Consider the following 19,792-nt stretch of genomic DNA (forward strand, 5'->3'; position numbering starts at 1 on the left):
TCTGACACCATTTCAATGTCCATAAAAAATCCGATAGCGCGGGCTCATCGGATTTTTTTATGGTTTAGAGGCAAGAGGTGAGCATTAGATGAGCCAGCCTCGAAAATAGAGATTAACTGTCCTACATTTGGCCTCACTCTCTACTAGAACAAATAATTAATACCTAGCGAAAGAAGATCAGTCGGGTTGTCATCAATGTCGTAGCGCTCATACTCAATAGTGACAGCCCAGTTGTTTTGCACCCGATAGTTTGCCCCTACACCGTAGAATAAGTCGGTGCCATCATCATCTGCAACTTGGGGCAATACTTCATTTTCAAACACATCGAGTGATTTATAATCACCCTGCCAAAAAAACATTCCAATATGAGCATGTAAAAACCAGTCTTCTTTTCGCAAAAACTGGTATGCAACGCTTAAAGTAAAACCGTCTACCGAAGTCGGACGAATTTCAGAGGTATCGCTAAAAAAACGTGCTGGTTCATTGGTCGTCGTTGAAAACGCGGCCGAAACATCGCCTAAATCTGTATACCCTGCTTGAATAAAGCTATTTTCAGTGAGGTTTGTACCAATTACGGCTTTCCATGCTCCTCGCGTATCATCGATATCAATGTCGAATACATCAAATCCAAGATTGGCCGCTTCCTGCTGAACGTCGCTTTCTTTAAAATCACCTGACGCTGTTCCCCAGCTTGCACTCACAAAAAAGTGCTTGGCTACACATTTCTCATGTTCTTGTGAAAGCCGCATTGCATCCTCTTTAGACAGGCACTGCGTTTTACCAGCGAGAACAGGAAATACATCTTGCTCTTCTTGCTGTGCCATTATTGGAGAAGAGAACATTGCACCTATAATCACACAGCTTGATAGCCCGCTTATCAATGTTCTATTCATGGTTTTTACTCTCACGCTTATACTCCCTTTCTCTGCGCCGCTTAGGCGGCGCAGTATCATTACAAATGCAAGTAATATCAATAGTGCAGCATTCATGCTCCCCCCACCGCCGCCAGAGTTTTCAATTCTGACGGTAATTGGCTCTACGGTTATAACCAGCCTGCCCTCACTTAGCCCTCCTTGCGTGTCTTCAATCATATAGGTAACCACAACATCACCTGTAAATGCCGCTGGTGGTGTAAAGGTTAATGTGCTGTCAGGGTTTATCGTTACCTGGCCTATAGATGTATCAGCGCTGACCACGCGAATGCTATCGCCGTCTTCGTCAAAGTCGTTTGCAAGGACGTTAACCGTTACCGACTGATTAACATCGATGGTGACCGCATCATCTTCCGCTTGAGGCGGTGTGTTGCCTATGATGTTAATGGTAATAGCGCCAAGGTCTGCTCCTCCATTCCCGTCGCTGATACCATAATTCACTATCACTTCTCCTATTAAGCCTTGCGGCGGTGTGTACTCTATTTCATTGCCAATAATCACCGCCGTACCGAAAGTTGTTGTGGCCGACGTAAGGCGTAAATCGTCACCATCTGGATCTGTATCGTTGCTCAAGGCGTCAATAGTGACCTGTGCATCAATGGTAATAGTGACTGCATCGTCGTTAGCCACAGGCTGAGTATTTCCGTTAAACAGCACACCGACACCACCTGGGTCGACGATGGTTCCATTGATAAGCCCATCATCGTCATTCACACTGCCATCTGAAATGTCCATTTGCACACACCAGTGACCTTCAGTGAGTCCTTCTGTCCAATAATCGCCGCCAGGAGGTGGACAATAGCCAGGCTCTCCTTGGACAGACCACAGGCGATTATTGCTTTCTTCTGTGAAAGTTACCCACCCATTTTCAGGAGTAAATTTTCGATAAACCGCGTTGGCTGGAATTGGCTTAAGCTGTGGCATAACAATACTCAATGTTTGGCCCGCCACTGGTAAGCCATAGGCAATGAAGTCGAAAATACCACCAATATTTGTCGCTTCCGGGTCTGAAACAATACCCTCATCACTCTCAATATCGCTCTCGGTAACTTTTGCACCGCCTCGCTCACTGCGTATAGAGAAATTCCCCAAGCGTAAGCATACACCTGGATCGCTCTCCACCATGTAACCATCTACAAAAGCAGCTTCTTCAGGAAGTACGTTACATTCAGGCGTTGGGTCTAGGTAATCAAGAATACCGTCTCTATCTTTGTCAGCTAATCCGTCGACAATATCGGGAATGCCATCGCCGTCACTGTCCAACTCAGTTAGCAATGGCAAAGCATTAACCACTTGAATATACAAGGTATCTGAATCTGTAAACCCGATATCGTCAGCGTCTGTCACCGTTGCACGAATACGATAAATGCCAACCTGTAAACCACTTGGGTCAAAAGTAAAGGTGTCGTTCCTCGAATCAATATCACTTAGCTCAGCATCAAGTGATGACCACTCAAATTCGTACTCGTTGGTAGAGTCAGGGTGGTTTATAAAGGACGTTACCAGTACGTCTGAGCCCGTTGGAATAACGAGAATTCTCGACTCGCCGTCTTGCTCGGTAAACAGGTCGATATCCGGACTCACGTTATCTTCACGAATCGTAATTTCGTGAGTGAACTTGTTGCCAGTATTCAACACATCTGAAAGCTCAATAACGATGGTTTCTACACCCTCAATGTCGGCATCTGGGAATATGGTGAAACTTTCCGTTACATCACTGCCCGACTCCAACACAATAATTCCGTCCACTAAGTCATGATCGCTACTATCAGCCGTTCCGCTGACCGTATAAGGAATTTCTAATGGATATACTGGGGAAGCGCCGTTTAAGTAAACACCAAACTTAACCTCATGGCCCTCCAACACGACCTGATCTTTGCTTATTGAAACTAGCGGACGCACCCGTACAGATTGACTAGCCACTGAGGTTAATCCGTTTTCGTCTGTTGCCTGCCAGTACGCTGTGTTATTACCAGGCTCGTAGAATGTTATTCCATCTACTAGCGATACAGGCAGCGGGTTACCAAACTTGTCAACTGCCGAGGCCACACCAAGGTCAATCTTAGTAAATAAGGCATTGGCATTAGCAAATATATCTTCAGGAACTTGTATCACCGGGCGATCCGCCAAATCATCCGGTAAAACATCAACCAACACAGTAGCTTGCGCAACTTCTCCTTGCGAGTCGGTAATGGTGTAATCAATACCAATCTCGCCCACAAAACCCTCAAGCGGAGTGTATGTTAATGACGAGCCTGTCCACGTTAAGCTACCAAGCTTTGCTCGGGCACCAATAATGCTCAAGGTATCGCCATCAACGTCAGAGTCATTGGTTAGAACATCTATCTCAGCCGGGTTGTAGTTACCTAATGTGATAGCGTCATCTCTGGCGACTGGCGCATCATTCACAGGTGTCACAGTGACGGTCACCGTACCTATATTAGAGGTTTCCTCACCATCATTGGCGGTATATGTGAAGCTAGTCGTACCGTTAAAGTTAGCAATAGGTGCGAATAACACACTGGGTAAGCGCCCAAAAAGCTCTCCCTCAGGAGACGACACTAGCTGATACGTCAGCGCATCACCGTCTACATCGTTGCCTTGTACGACAATTGGCAAGGTAGCGTCTTCTTCCATCGCAAAGGTTAAATCCAACACGGTTGGTGCATCGTTAGTATCGATGACTGTCACAGTATAGGTCGCGCATGCTTGTGCACCTAAAGGGTCGACTACGCATACTGTGATAGTAGCGGTTCCGTGGAAACCGTCTGAAGGCGTAAATGTTACAACGCCATTGACGATTTCTACAGTGCCGTTTGTGACCTCAACGCTTGCTAGCGTTAGTGTATCGCCATCAACGTCAGCCGCATCACTAAGTACATTAATGCTGATAGGTGTGTCTTGATTGGTAGACAGTTCCTTATCGTCAAGGGTAGGTGCATCATTGACATTTTCAACCGTCACCGTAATTTGCGCTGTCGCTTCACCGCCATTACCATCAGAAATGGTGTAGGTAATGATAGCCACTCCAACAAAGTTAGGTAGCGGCGTGTAAACAATGTTGCCATCACTGCCGATGGTTACCGTGCCAGAGCTTGCCTGTGCACCTGTGATAGTTAACGTATCGCCGTCAATGTCAGCGTCATTGGCAAGTGCATTAATCATTACACTGCTGTCTTCATTGACATTAGCTTGGTCGTTATTTGCTACTGGCGCGTCATTAATGGCAACAATAACCACCGTTACCGCCGCGGTGTCAGTGCCCCCGAAGCCATCATTGATAGTGTAGGTGAATGTTGCTTCACCATTAACATTGGCCTCAGGCATATAGGTAACCGTGGTACCGTTATTAATAACCACAGTGCCGTTGTCCGAACTAGCCATTGTTACCGTTAGTACATCGCCGTCGATATCAGTATCGTTTGTCAGTACAGTCACGGTAACGCTGCCATCTTCGTTAACGCTTGCGGTGTCGTTCAAAGCGACAGGCGCATCGTTTACCGCGGTGATAGTTAAGGTTACCTGCGCAATATCAATACCACCATGCCCATCTGAAATGGAGTAGTTAATAGTGATCACACCGTTAAAGTTAGTAGGTGCCTGGTAGCTTAATTCACCGCTTGGTAGCAAGATCACATTGCCTGTAGATGCTGATACGTCGGTAATGGATAACGTATCGCCGTCGTCATCGGTATCGTTAGACAGCACATCTAAGGTTACCGACTCGTCTTCTTGAGACGTAAAGCTATCGTCATTCGCAACCGGCACATTGTTCTCGGCAACGGTTAGCGTCAAAGTTCCGCTGACTGTGCCGCCCATACCGTCTGACGCGGTATAGGTCACAGTGACAGTACCCACAAAACCCTCCGGTGGCGTATAAGACACGAGGCCATCAACTATCGATGCAGTGCCAAAATCTGCTGACACGGAGGCCAGGGTAAGCGCATCGCCGTCTGCATCTGTGTCATTGGCTAGCACATCAACCTCTACCGCTTCGTTTAGCTTAATAGCCAGCTGATCGTCTTGAACGTCAGGAAGTGTGTTGCCGTTAGCAAACGTACTTACACCACCAACAAAGCTGACTGCCCCATTGACCGTTGAGTCGGCATCATAGCTACCACCGTCAGTTAGCGTCAGCTTCACGCACCAGCTACCTGCAACCAGCCTGGCTTGCCATGCGTTACTATTAACGGTAGGGCAAAAGCCTGGCGCACCTGGCGCTGAGTAAATTAATGCGTCGCCGCCTGCAATGACATCGAACCAACCTAGTTCAGCAGTCCAAGTGCGCACAAATGCGTCTTCTGGCACGGCATTTCGCTGTGGAATAACCACATCGAATTGTGCTTGATTAGACTGACTACTCACGACGTCGAAGTTAAACAGGCCCCCTACATTGTTTGCTTCTGTGTCTGTTGGAATGCGGTTTGTCACAACGATGTCGTCAGCAAGTAGCAATACGCCTGCATTCGAAGTGCCACGAGTGTATTCACCCGCGCTTACACATGCAGCGGCGTTTGTCTCGACAAGATATTGCGCGCTTTCACCCGCAATTTCTGGCGCTATGGAACAACGCGCAATGCTATCTAAGTAATTAGGCACACCGTCTAAGTCGGCATCACCTGCGCCTTCCATATTATCAGGCAGGCCGTCACCGTCAGTGTCAGCACTGGTAAGCTCAGGTAAGGTCTCTACCACCTCAATATAAATTGTGCGTGAACTTACAAGCGCTGGGTTTTCACTGTCTGCTACTAGTACCGTCACCGCATAAACACCTAGCGCTACTGAAGCTGGGTCGAATGTAAACACGCCGTCAACATTTGAAACATTAGTGAGTTCAGGTGCTGCATTACTCCAGTCGTAGATAAAATCAGCGGCCGGATTGGTGTGACTGATAGCCGCTAGGACGTCGACTAAGCCATCATTTTGGCCAACAATCAACGTGGCTTTACTACCCTGCGCTACCGAGAGTGCTAAGCGGGGAGCTACCGGCGCTTCTACAATGGTTGTAGTGTGAGACGCATTCTCTCCTATGTTGGCATTTACCTCTAGCGTGACGACTACCGTCTCACCATCATCGGCAATGAAATCTGGGATGATATTGAATTTAACCGTCGCCTGAGTGCCAGCTACAATAGTGGCAGAACCTGTCACTAAGTCGTGATCTGCAGAATCCGCAGTTCCAGAAACGGTATAGTTAACCGTCATTGGGTAGTTTGGTGCCTCGCCGCTAAGCAATACATCAAAATATGCAGCTCCCCCTTCGCTAACGACAACATCGTCACTTAAAGACACTTGAGGATTTACGCGGATAGTCTGACTGACTGTGGTGGTATTACCCTCATCATCAGTGGCTTGCCAGTAGACAGTATGTAGCCCTGAAGTGAAGCGTGTTTGCCCATTCAATAGAGTGACTGGCAATGGCTGACCGCGAGATGTCGTAGCCGATGCGACACCTAACTCTACCAGTGTAAGATAGCCGTTTGCGTCTACTTCAATATCGGCCGGGGCCGTGACTCGCGGATTCGCATTGTTGCGGGTTAATGTGCGTACCACATTAACCAACACGTAAGATGTTGATGTTGCGCCAAAAGAATCAGCAATTGTGTACTGTACCTGTACTTCTCCTGAGGTCCCTTCGTCAGGCGTAAATATCAATGCATTATCAACAATTTCGACCATACCGAAATGAGAGCTTGCCCCCACAATTCGCAACAGATCACCATCTATGTCTGTGTCGTTGGCCAAAACATCGATAGCGACACTGCTTTGGTCTGCAGCTTCTGCTATGTCAGCAACAGCTACAGGCGCATCGTTTACTGGCAAAACATTCACGGTAATGTCTGCGGTATTGGAATCTTCCTGCCCGTCATTGGCTTTATAACTAAACTGAATGGTGCCGTTATAAGTAGCAGGACTAACAAATAGTAAAGAAGGTGCATTACCAAGCACTTCACCCGTGGGCAAAGTGACCAATTCGAAGGTAAGAGCGTCTTCGTCAGTGTCCGTACCTGTAAGTGTAATTGGTAAGCTAGCTCCCTCAAAAATAGTGAACTCAAGAGACTCAACTTGTGGGCCTAAATTGGTGTATACCACAGTAACGGTAATACGCGCGCATGCCTCTTTTTCATCAGCATCCTGAACGCACACTTCGATGATTGCTTCACCTGAGTAATCTTCAGAAGGCGTATAGATTAGTTTACCGTCAACAATCTCAACAAAACCATCTGACGATGTAGCGCTTACTAGGGTATGTATATCGTTTGAATCAACGTCTTCAACATTGGCGATTACATCGATGGTCAGCGCTTCGTTTTGCTTGGTTGTCGCGGTAAAATCGGCAAGCGTTGGCGCATCGTTCTCTGCAGTAACGGTTACAATAAGTGTGCCTGTTGCCGATGCACCATTTCCATCTGACACGATGTAGGTCACCGTTGCCGTGCCGGTAAAGTTAGCATCTGGCGTATAGCTTACTTGTTGGCCCTGAATAACCACAGTTCCCTCGTCAACTGAAACTTCAGCAAGCGTTAGCATGTCTTCGTCAATATCAGAGTCGTTGGCTAGCACATTTACAAGTAAAGCGCTGTCTTCCTCTACCGTTGCCGTATCGTCAGCAGTTACTGGCGTATCGTTAACTGGATTAACCGCTATAACAATAATTGCCTTATCTACAGCGCCATTTCCGTCGCTTATTGTATATGACACAGTCGCTTCGCCATTGAAATCGGCGCTTGGCGAGAAAGTCACTTGGTTGTCTGCCGTAATAACTGCGCTGCCCTGCTCTGACGTCACCGCTGATACCAAAAGTTCGTCTTCATCTACATCTGAATCATTCAATAACACGTTTATCGTAACCGAAGCATCTTCTTCAACCACTGCGTTATCGTTAAGGGCAATAGGTGCATCGTTCACCCCTTCTACAGTGAAGCTAATACTTGCAGAGGACGTTTTACCATTACCATCTGAAATGCTGTAACTTGCCATTGCTTCGCCATCAAAATTAGCGGGCGGAGTGTAGGTGACACTGTTATTTGCATTAACCGTTATTAGGCCCTCAGACGCAGTGGCAGACGTGACGCTCAATGTGTCGTTATCTACATCGGTATCGTTTTCTAATACAGCAAGCGAAACGCTTGCGTCTTCATTAACCCTTGCGGCGTCGTCGTTTGCTATGGGTGCATCGTTAACAGGCGCTACTGTCACGGTTACCGTTGAAGAAGCACTGCCGCTAGCACCATCGTTAATTGTGTAAGTAATGGTTGCAGTGCCATTAAAGTCTGCGTCTGGGGTGTAGTTCACCTGATTACCCACAACTTGCACTCTGCCGGCAGCTACCGAGGCGCTAGACACACTTATCGTATCGCCATCAATATCGGTATCGTTGGCAAGTACATTTATGACAACCGACTCATCTTCATTAACCGTTGCAGTATCGGTATTCGCCACTGGGTTATCATTCACCGCTGCAATAGCAACGGCAATGGTGGCACTATCGCTACCGCCGTTGCCATCAGAAACCGTGTATGTCACCACCGCATTGCCGTTGTAATCGGCGACTGGGGTAAATACCACGTTGCCATCGTTATTGACCACTGCACTGCCATTAGTCGCTGATACGCTTGAAACGCTTAACGTGTCGCTATCAATGTCGGTATCGTTCGCCAGTACGTTAATGGCTACTGCCGTGTCTTCATTTGTACTTGCAGTATCGTTGCTGGCGGTGGGTGCGTCGTTTACGTTGGCAACAACAACTGAAACAGTTGAAGTGGCACTGCCACCAGCGTCGTCTTCAATGGTGTAAGAAACTATTGCATTACCATTATAATTGGCATCTGGCGTATAAATGACGTGAGTCGCTGTTACTTGAACAGAACCCGTAGACGCTGATGCATTACTGACTCGTAGCGTACCTCCATCAATGTCAGTATCGTTGGTTAATACATTGATGTTCACTGACTCATCTTCATTAACCGTTGCAGTATCGGTATTCGCCACTGGGTTATCATTCACCGCAGCAATAGCAACGGCAATGCTGGCACTATCGCTACCACCGTTCCCATCAGAAACCGTGTATGTCACCACCGCATTGCCGTTGTAATCTGCCGCTGGGGTGAATACTACATTGCCGTCGCCATTAACTACTGCGCTGCCATTGGTCGCTGATACGCTGGATATAGTTAAGACATCGTTATCTATATCTATATCGTTGGCGATAGCATTTATAACAACCGATGTATCTTCGTCTGTAGTGGCTGATTCGTCACTAGCTGCAGGGGCATCGTTCACATTGGCAACGACGATTTCTGCTGTTCCCGAGGCAGAACCACCTTCTCCATCAATAATGGTATAAACAACGGTCGCCGTACCGTTGAAATTTGCTGTTGGCGAGAAAGTAATTGTGTTTCCGTTAAACGTTACTGCGCCATTTGAAGAGGTTGCGTTAGTAATTGATAGCGGATCGCCATCAATATCTCTGTCATTTGATAAAACGTCAAAAGTAACGCTGGCATCCTCAATAGCATTTGCGCTGTCATCAGTAGTAACTGGCGAATCATTAACATTAACAACCGTTACTGATACTGATGAGCTTACGCTGCCACCAGCACCATCGTTAATTGTGTAAGTAATGGTTGCAGTGCCATTAAAGTCTGCGTCTGGGGTGTAGTTCACCTGATTACCCACAACTTGCACTCTGCCGGCAGCTACCGAGGCGCTAGACACACTTATCGTATCGCCATCAATATCGGTATCGTTGGCAAGTACATTTATGACAACCAACTCATCTTCATTAACCGTTGCAGTATCGGTATTCGCCACTGGGTTATCATTCACCGCTGCAATAGCAACGGCAATGGTGGCACTATCGCTACCGCCGTTGCCATCAGAAACCGTGTATGTCACCACCGCATTGCCGTTGTAATCGGCGGCTGGGGTAAATACCACGTTGCCATCGTTATTGACCACTGCACTGCCATTAGTCGCTGATACGCTTGAAACGCTTAACGTGTCGCTATCAATGTCGGTATCGTTCGCCAGTACGTTAATGGCTACTGCCGTGTCTTCATTTGTACTTGCAGTATCGTTGCTGGCGGTGGGTGCGTCGTTTACGTTGGCAACAACAACTGAAACAGTTGAAGTGGCACTGCCACCAGCGCCGTCTTCAATGGTGTAAGAAATTGTGGCGCTGCCGTTATAGTCAGCGCCTGGCGTGTAGTTAACCTGATTGCCCACAACCTGCACGCTTCCAGCTGTAACTGAGGCGCTCGCTAAACTTAAGGTATCGCCGTCAACGTCGATATCGTTAGCAAGCACATTAATGCTAACCGACTCATCTTCATTAACACTTGCGGTATCCGGATTAGCGATTGGATTATCGTTAACCGCTGCAATAGCTAAAGACACCGACGCATTGTCACTGCCGCCGTTTCCGTCTGCAACCGTATAGGAAACTATGGCGTTACCGTTGTAATCTGCCGCTGGGGTAAACACTACATTGCTGTCGCCATTAACTACTGCATTACCATTGGTTGCCGATACACTTGAAACACTTAACGTATCGTTATCAATATCGGTATCGTTAGCCAATACGTTAATAGCTACCGCTGTATCTTCGTTAGTGCTTGCTGCGTCATCGCTTGCTACTGGTGCGTCATTGACGTTAGTAACATTAATCGTCACCGAGCCTGATGCCGCACCACCTGCACCATCACTGATACTATAAGTGACGGTTGTTGCGCCATTAAAGTCGGCCGTAGGTGTGAAAGTAATATTGTTTCCGCTAAAGGTTACCGAACCATTTGGCGATGTCGCATTGGTAATAGACAACACGTCCCCGTCAACGTCAGTGTCGTTAGTCAGCACATCAATAGTTACGCTACTCTCTTCGTTCACTGTCCCTGAGTCAGGGTTAGCTACTGGTGCGTCATTTACGGCATTTACCGTTACCGATACAACAGCTGAATCGGTTCCGCTATTTCCGTCAGAGGCCGTGTAATTAACTGTAACAAGGCCGTTAAAGTCAGCAGGTGGCGTGTAGAGAATGTCGCCATTTGAATTTACTGATGCCGCACCTGCACTTGCCGATACCGCAGTAACACTTAGCGTGTCGCCATCTACATCACTGTCGTTAGCTAACACATCAATAATTACGTCGTTATCTTCGTTAGTATTTGCACTATCGTTTGTGGCTACCGGTGCATCGTTATCTGCTTGCACATTTACCATCAAGTTACCGCTATCACTGTTACCGTTCCCATCAGAAATGGTATAGGTCACAAGTGCAGGACCGTTAAAGTCTTGGGCTGGAATGAAGGTAATGTTGCTTCGTGCAAACGAAACCGCACCGTTGCTAGAATTCGCCACCGTGATAGACAGTGTATCGCCATCCACATCGTAATCATTCGCCAATACGTTCACTATCACTTGTGTGTCTTCAGTGGTACTCGCTGAATCGGCCTGTGCTACAGGTGCATCTTGAACATTGTTTACCGTGAATGTTGCTGTGGCGTTGTCACCACCACCTGCGCTATCGGTAAGGGTGTATTGCACGGTTTCGGTACCGAAGAAGTCTGCCGCTGGTGTATAGATTAAGTTTGCGCCATCTGTGGTTACCGTGCCGCCATTACTTGGCGTAGCTACAGAGGTAATACTGATGCTTTGACCGCTGTCAGCGTCATTATCATTGCTGCGGGCCGCTAACGTATTGCTTGTTGTGTCCTCATCTACCGTGAAGCTATCGTCATTTGCAGCGGGTACACGGTTGAGCAAGGTTACCGTCACGTCGTTAGCATTAATGGCCTTAGGCTGAGCGGCTCCATCAACGTAGCTAAGCGCAGACGAAATGATTAACGCTTGCGTGGCCGCACTGGGCACTAGTGCGCTGGTGTCTAGCTGAACGCTGAACTCATAGGTTTCAGTGTCACTATCATTATCGCTATTTACCATACTGCCTAAATCGAGCGTTAATGTATTATTAGACACGCTAATGTTGCCATTCACATTAATGGCAGTGCCACTAGCGGCACTGTTAATATTTGCCGGATTGACGCCTGAAGAGAGGCCTGTGTTGAAGGTACGAGCTAGTTCGCCCGCTCCAGCGAGCAATGAGACGTTGGCAGGTAGCGTAACGCTTAAGCTCAAATCATCTGTCGTACCTTTAGGTACAGTAACAGTTTGTGTAAGCGTTAGTGTTTCGCCCTGTACAAAATTACTGCCTGTCGTGCCACCATCGCTGGTATCGGTTAGGACAAGGGTTGGCGCAGATACGGTTTGCGCTTGTGAAGTAACCGGAATAAGCAGAGCATTCTCGCCATCATTAGCGTTGCTGTCGTTGTCACTTAATTGGCTGGCACCAAGATTATCACCACTAAACAGGGCTTGAATCGAAAATAGGGTGCTATCAGCCGCATTGGCATCTAGCGTTAACACCACAGAAGCAGTAACTGTTTCACTTGGTGCAATTCCACCCACGTTTACGTCAAAAGGTGTTTCGCTTACTACAACGCCTTGGCTAGTAACGGCCGTATTAGCCACCACACTTAAGCTCGCATTAATTGGCTGGGTAAACGAAACGTTTTCTGCAGTCGCTGAACCTTGATTGGTTGCCACGGTGTAAATGCGTACGCTGTCACCTGGGTCGACAACCCCATCACTGTCTACATCGTTAACGAGTTCATAATATTGAATAATCTCTAGTTCTGGCGTGCCTGTGCCGGTTGATGCACTAAACGTAAGTGGCTGGAAACCGTCGCTATCTGCACGGTTGTTGTCAGCATAGATAGTATCGGTTTCATCACTGGTTACTTCACCTTGTAGCGAGAAACTCTCGTTAGCAGCATTGCCGTTGAAATCAACCAGCGGTGAGCCAATGATGACATCAAGAGAAACCGTTTCGCTAGCACCAGCAGCAAGGGTAATAAAGTCTGCGCTTAGTGAGCCGCCAATTACACTAACTGTATTTCCACCGCTGACTTGCGCAGAGTTAGCGACGTACGAAAGTCCTGCTGCAAGAGCATCATTAAGCACGATATTAGATAGCGCTTGGCTACCCGTGTTTTCAAGCAAGTACGTGATGGTTAACGTGTCGTTGGGGCTGATAACACTGTTGGTATCAGCATCGGTTGATAAACGTACCAACTGAGTAATATCTAAATCTGCTGTGTTTGCTGGTGTGCCCACTCTAAATGTGTTGGCCTGATCGCCATTTACGTCGTTACCATCTGCGTCAGTCGGTTCTGCTACTGTGTCAGATGAATCCACACTACCCTGTACTGTAACTAGGGTGTTGTTTGCCACATTGGCATCAACAAGCAACTCGAAAGTGATGATTTCAGACTCACCAAATGCCATGTCGCCTACAGTGACCGTAATGCCTGCACTGTCATCAAGCGTGCCTTTCGTCGTTGTGGCAGAACTTGTTACATAGTTTGTATTCGCTGAAAACCCATGGGTGAATACAACGTCGGTAGCAGTAGCACTATCGCTTTCATTGGTAAGCGTTGAGGTAACGAGTACCGTATCACCGGCATCAATAAATCCATTGCCATTAACATCGTCAGAAAGAACAACTGATTGCGTTGCACTTAAAAATGCAGTGACATCACCAGTCACATTGATAGAATCGGCAAAGCTATAATCACGTTCTTCAGCAGTGTCGCCGCTCATTGAGCTATATGCACCATTGGTCAAACCAATAGATAGCGCGTTACCCACATCAGCATCACTATCAACGGTGAACTGAAGGGTTACTTGCTTGCTGCCATCTACCAACGTAATACCGCCCATATCTACAGCAAGTAGCGTTGACGACGTGTCGTCAATACTACCTTGTCCCATGAAGCTATCAGCCACATAAGTAAGACCATCAGGCACCGATACATTAAATGTGTTCTCAAAGGCGTCGGCAAAACTAGAGGTATGACCTACGTCAATAGTTAGGGTAAAGGTATCCTCCAACGATACCGAGACTTTGTCGAGCGTCATTGTTGAATCTAGATTTGGCTCAACAATATCAATCTCGAGGGTAGATGGTCCTGCACTTTCGCCGCCGCCTGATGCATTTACACTATTAGTAAGTGTTGAACCTTGCGCGTTACCTACTTCGTTTTCTACAATGCCAGTAAAAGTAACCGTAATGAAATCATCGGCGCTGTTACCATCTGCGGTATTACTTACTGTTCCAAAATCAACCGTGACATCATTGCCTGAAACGCTAGCGGTTGCTGCGCCGTCATAGCTGATTTGCGCTGGGCTGTTAATACTAATGCTGTCAAAGCGAATGTCCGAGGGTAGTGTATTCACAACAGACACACTGCTAATGGTCCCTTCCACTAAATCGATACGCGCATCAATAGAGACCGACTCTCCCACTGCGAAATCATTGTCGCTATGTGTTGCATTTAAGGCAGATTGGATGGCCAGTGTGTTATCCACCGTCACACTACTACTGGTTGTTTCCCGATAGTTATTTAACGTAGTGTCATCATCGTCATCTGTGCCATCGGCGCCGCTACGCCCGTTAAGACCGCTGCCGTTTAGCTGACTGTTATAAGTTGCTTCAGCTGCGTTAGTCAGCGTTTCACCAGCGCTTGCTTCGTTGGCCATTACAACACTGTATTCGACGGTAACGCTCGCAAGAGCTGGTAGGTCGAATGCTGCAACCAACAGCGTATCGCCTGCGTTAGTCGTATCCGTCTCAATGACATTACTTGCGGTCAGCGCAGTGTTCGTGCCGGTTAATACTGCCTCGTCACTCGGGTTAGTCAGTGTTATCGCTGAGAAAGTAACACCAGAGCCGCTGCCGTCAGGCCCGCCAAGCAATTCGGCTGGCATTACATCTTCAAAGTTTACGGCATACGCAGTTGCTGCATTCCCCGTGTTAGTTATCACTGTACGATAAGTTACCGTATCACCGCTATCGCTAGAGGTAGCACCTGCGATAATAGTTTGCGTAATAGATAAATTCGGCTCGATAACATCTACGTCAACATTCGCAGAAGGTGCCGGCGTGCTCACGTCCTGATAGCTAAGTGAACCGATACTGGTGAGCGTTGTTCCACTTTGGTTACTTAAGATATTGGCGACTTCAACAGGCACAGCAATGGTAACTTGTTGAGACATTGAAGCGCTGTTGGTGATGGTACCAAAATCTAACACTACCGGATCGGTCCCTTGAGGCGACGAAGTATTAGGTGTATTTGTGCTGGTAAAATCTGACGCTGGCGTTGTAATGGTGATGGCGTCGCCGGTATAAGTTAAGCCAGAAGGAAGATCTAACGTATAAACAAAGTTGTCGGTTGTACCTGTTGGTATAGAGAAACTTGCTGTTAAATCAACCACAGTCCCAATTGCAGCACCGGCTGCGGTAGTTGTTAACGTGAACGTGGGCGCGTTGGCAGTGACTGATGCCATAGCAGAATCAGCGATATCGTTGACGTTTTGATCTGAATCATTATTGGTGCCGCTACCCGTACGTTCACCGGTGTCTGAACCGGCAGCACCTGGCGTAGCATTTCCAGTACCTGATGTGCCAGGCAAGGATGTTGCAGAGGTTGAAACGGTATTGGTTACGGTTTCTTCAAACGCAATATCAAAATTGACGTTTGCGGTATATACAACGGTAACGCTTTCGCCTGCTTCTAGATAATCTATATCGCTAGCCGAGCAGCCATTTGACTCAACCGTTAGCTCGTTGCCACTGATACTTGTACACTCTGATACATCGATGCCCGAATCTCTTGAATGCGTCGCGCTTACCAAGCTAACAGAGTTAAACCGAGCAGGTACATCGTCGTTAACGTACCAATCGTAGGCGCGAGAAACTCGTGAGCCCGCTGTATTGGTTAACGCAACGGTAAAAGTTACCTCACTGCCACCATCAACAGTTGATGGTGATGCTGTTTTAGTGACAGTTAGATTGGGTTCTGCTATACGAATAGTCTGTTTAGCGTTGCTGCTTTGCTTCGCGCCGCTTTGATTAGTGTAGTTGACTTCGCCTTTTAACGTCTTCTTATTGGTGCGATTATTATTGCTGGTATTTTTGGTCAGCACATCAAGGGTAACAATAATATTTTCGTCGTTCGCGTCATTATCGTTATTTGTTATATGACCCAAATCAAAAATAACAGACTGCCCGCTGACTACAGGCGTAATAGGCTCATCCGACGTAGAAATTGACACGCTATTTGAAGTGTTAAACCCGGTATCAAACACACCTCGAATTAGCGCAGTCCCCGTTTGATAAGACATACCAGCAGGCAAAACAACTTCAACAATATCTTGGTTTGTGGTCTCTTTGGTTTGCCCCTCAGGAACTAAGGCGGTAAATGCGTATGTGAGCACTTCACCTATTGCCGCTTCGCGGGTGCCTGAATCATTGGTAAAAACCTCAGATGAAGCAATCAACCTAATTTTGTCAGCAGAAATCGCTCTAGTAGCAGCGGTGTCGGTACTGCTTGATTGCGCGTCACGTTCAACGTCTTGTTCGCCAGACTGGCTATCCCCCGTTGCCTGCGCAGTAATATCAAATGATGCCCCCGTTTGGGTTCCCTCCTTGACTTCTGCGGTGTAGGTAAACTGCACGGTAGCTCCAGCACCAAGCTCTGTACCTGAATAGGTTACCCGGGCAGGGGCGCTTTGCAATGCATACGTGAAGTTATCAGCTGTTGTACTTTCACTTACATTGGTAAAAATCGCTTCATTAACATCGCTGACAATGTTCACGTCATACGCGGTTGCCGTGCCCGTGTTTTCTACGCTAATAGTCACCGTTACCGTATCGCCCACTTCCACCCCAGTACTAGGCGCAACATTTGTTGTTGCGCTTAATACGTGCTCAGCAAACTGGTTAGTTGACGTGGCAGACGCATTGTTGTTGGTATTGTTGGTTCCTGCATTTACCTGCAACTGTTTGCTTTGCGTTGTCGTCGTGGCTGCATTTTGTTCGGCATCTTGCACCAAAGCTTCAAGTGTAATTGAAAAGGTATTGTTGTTTGGATCGTTATCATTATTAGTGGTTGTACTGCCGTTAAACACAGCTTTAACCGTCTGCCCGCTGGCAACAGTGCCAGACGAAGTCACGGTAGGGCTTGCACTGACGTTCCCATCAAAATCTGTGGAGTTTACCGTTAACGTATTGCTGTATTCAAAACCAGCAGGCAGAGTCATATCAACGGTTAAGTCCTTCGTTGTACCTTCAGGCAATGTTATGTCTACACGATATTGTACAGTGTCACCTACCACAGTATTACCCGTAGGGCTTAAAATGGTTGATGCGATGGCAATATCCGAAACGGTGACGGATGCATCGTCTTTTTGTGGATCAAAGGTTGCGTTTTGACCCGAAGCCGATGCCCACTTTATTTCCGCTTCAGACGTAATGACATCATTAGGCTGTACAGTAAGAGCAGTATCTTGGGTGAACGTAAGCACGTATATATCGTTTGCGGCGAGATTTTCTATACTGTAGGTGCCAGCAGATAAGGAGCCACTGCCTAAAGTAGTACTATTGCCATTAAGTGTTGCAGAAACTAGGTTCTGCGAAGCCATGCCAGAAACGAGAGGAACACTGGCAGCAGTATCAAATGATGTAGCACCACCTTCGTTAGTTACCGTTAGGGTATACTGAACCGTATCACCCGCATCTACATTCCCTGCAGAGGTAGCCAGCGAAACGTTTAATTCTGGAGCTCGAACGAGTATTTTAGCTGACTTAAGATCGGCAGTGACTGCATCGGGCGTATTGGTCGAAGTACCTTGAAACAAGTTAGCAAGCTCTAAACCATCTGCATAAGGCTCGTCAGTAACCTCAACAGTAAAATCAACTTCAAGCACTTCTGGAGTAGTAGTTGAAATATTCCCCCAGTCTAGCGTTACGCTATTTTCTGTCGCTGAAGCTGTAATGGTCGGAGAAAGGAAGGTTACCGTATTTTCAGTGGTATAAGAAAAACTGGTGTTACTTGCGATATTAGAATTAGTGTCTATCGTCGTTTCCGGGATCACGAATACAGGTAAAGGCAAAAAATCTTTGTACACGATGTCATTGGTATCGCCAGACGGTATATCCATACGCAGACGATAGGTAACGCTCTCGCCCGGTGCGTACTGCAGTAGTTGTGTGGTTGTATTTCCGTTACCGTCGACGAGAAATTTAGAGGTACGAATACCTTCAATGGAGACTGCAGCACTTGAGCCTTCCAAGCAGCTCGACGCACCACTGGCTACGTTATATTGTGCACTTTGAGTAAATGATAGCGAATCGTTAGCAACTACGGGGGCATTACTATCAACCCCAGCATATCCACCAACGTAGGTTTGCTGAATATCAACGGTGTAAGACACCGTTAAAACACTTCCACCTGAAAGCGTGCCTGTTACGCTAGTTACGCTGTAGGTAATGGCCTCATTTTGACTGGCATCAATACTTGAAGAAGGCCTTGTTATGTTAAACGTGCTTCCGCCATAGCTAACTGTGATATCCGATGAAAAGTCGACGCCATCGGCTATGGTGTCGTTAAGAATTAAAGAGTCTACCGATACGTAGTCAGAAATTTGAATTGAATTAGTAACGGTAAGCGTGTTGCCTGGGCTTGATTGACTGGTGCTAATATCTTGTTGTATCGCAACATGCTTTGCCGTAACTGTGTCGCTGCTTGAAACTTGAGTGAGCCCAATACCATTAAAGCTAGCATTAAAATCAAGCGGGTGCACGATACTTGAAACGCTGCATTGCTGAGCATCCAGTACGTTTACGAAGTGCATAGGATAGCTAACGCGCACATCATTTGCACTACTGGTTCCCGTAGCAGAAGTACAAGAAACATCTAAAGTGCCCCCCGTGTTAGACGCAGAAGGTTCACTACCTATTGCGCACCCTGTCCCTCCGGCTAGCGTAGCTTGAGCACTATACTGAACCCCATTGTTTAAAACATCTGTGAACTGCAAGTTATCTATCGTGGGGCCATTTGCCACATCAACTATATGAGTAACGGTTGCCGAGAAACTTGGACCCGCAGCAAGCTCGTTTTCCGCAGCCGAACTTTGAGTAGTGACTTGGTAAAGTGCTGCCTCAACCGACGCGCTTTGCGTTGTTCCCACTATTGGATCGTTTTCACCGGTTGCTGTATCACCAAACTCATAAACCGGCGTTACCTCAATAGCAAACGATTCCGCTGGCGTTGCATTATTGTCGATGGTGAAACAAACATTGGTTGTTAGGTTAGGGCCGTTTGCCACCACAGAACCAACAGGTATATCGACAGTTGAAAAACTGAAGCCTTCTGTTCCGGCAACGGTCTGCGCAGTGATAGGATCTTCAAGTTCATTGTTGTTCGCAACTGTGTCAAATATGCCGACATTAACCGTAGCGCTATTACTACCTATAAATGTCGCACCGTTAAATGTTAAGTCGGCATCATGGATAACTCGAAAGTAAGGGCCATACCCTGTCGTTCCTGCGTTACTCAACGAAACGTCATAACAAAATGATTCACCAATAAACGCACTTTGTGGCGGTGAATTAGTCACAACAGGGGTGGCTGCTTGCACACTTTGCAATGCACCTAATAGCAATGAAGTACCAATTATGGATTTGGACAGTGGGCGCTTCATGTCTTTCCTTTTATTCTTATTATTATTTAATGGCAATTAGCTACAGGCATTTGCAACTAGGTTTTTCTACTCATTCTCATTGATTCAAATTATTAAGGATATATGTACATTTACTGAAATTATGCGCCTAATAATGGATACCAGATGTCGCCAATCTAAAAAAGAAAGCAGTGGTTGTTTATACGCGAAACCAAAATTTATTTGTTTTTTAGACAGTTACAGAGCAAAAGTACTTTAGCGTCTGGCGAGAAGTAAAA

General features: G+C 46.9%; 1 protein-coding gene. It reads right to left on the reverse strand.

The genetic code is table 11. The annotated features are described in order from the left end of the window. Positions 1 to 143 precede the first annotated feature (143 nt). A complete protein-coding gene (locus V7R39_RS12420) occupies positions 144 to 19,535 on the reverse strand; it encodes a tandem-95 repeat protein (protein ID WP_334031031.1) in 19,392 nt (6,463 codons plus the stop codon). Positions 19,536 to 19,792 lie beyond the last annotated feature (257 nt).

The sequence above is a fragment of the Alteromonas sp. P256 genome, from assembly GCF_036864455.1.
Classification (GTDB): Bacteria; Pseudomonadota; Gammaproteobacteria; order Enterobacterales; family Alteromonadaceae; genus Alteromonas.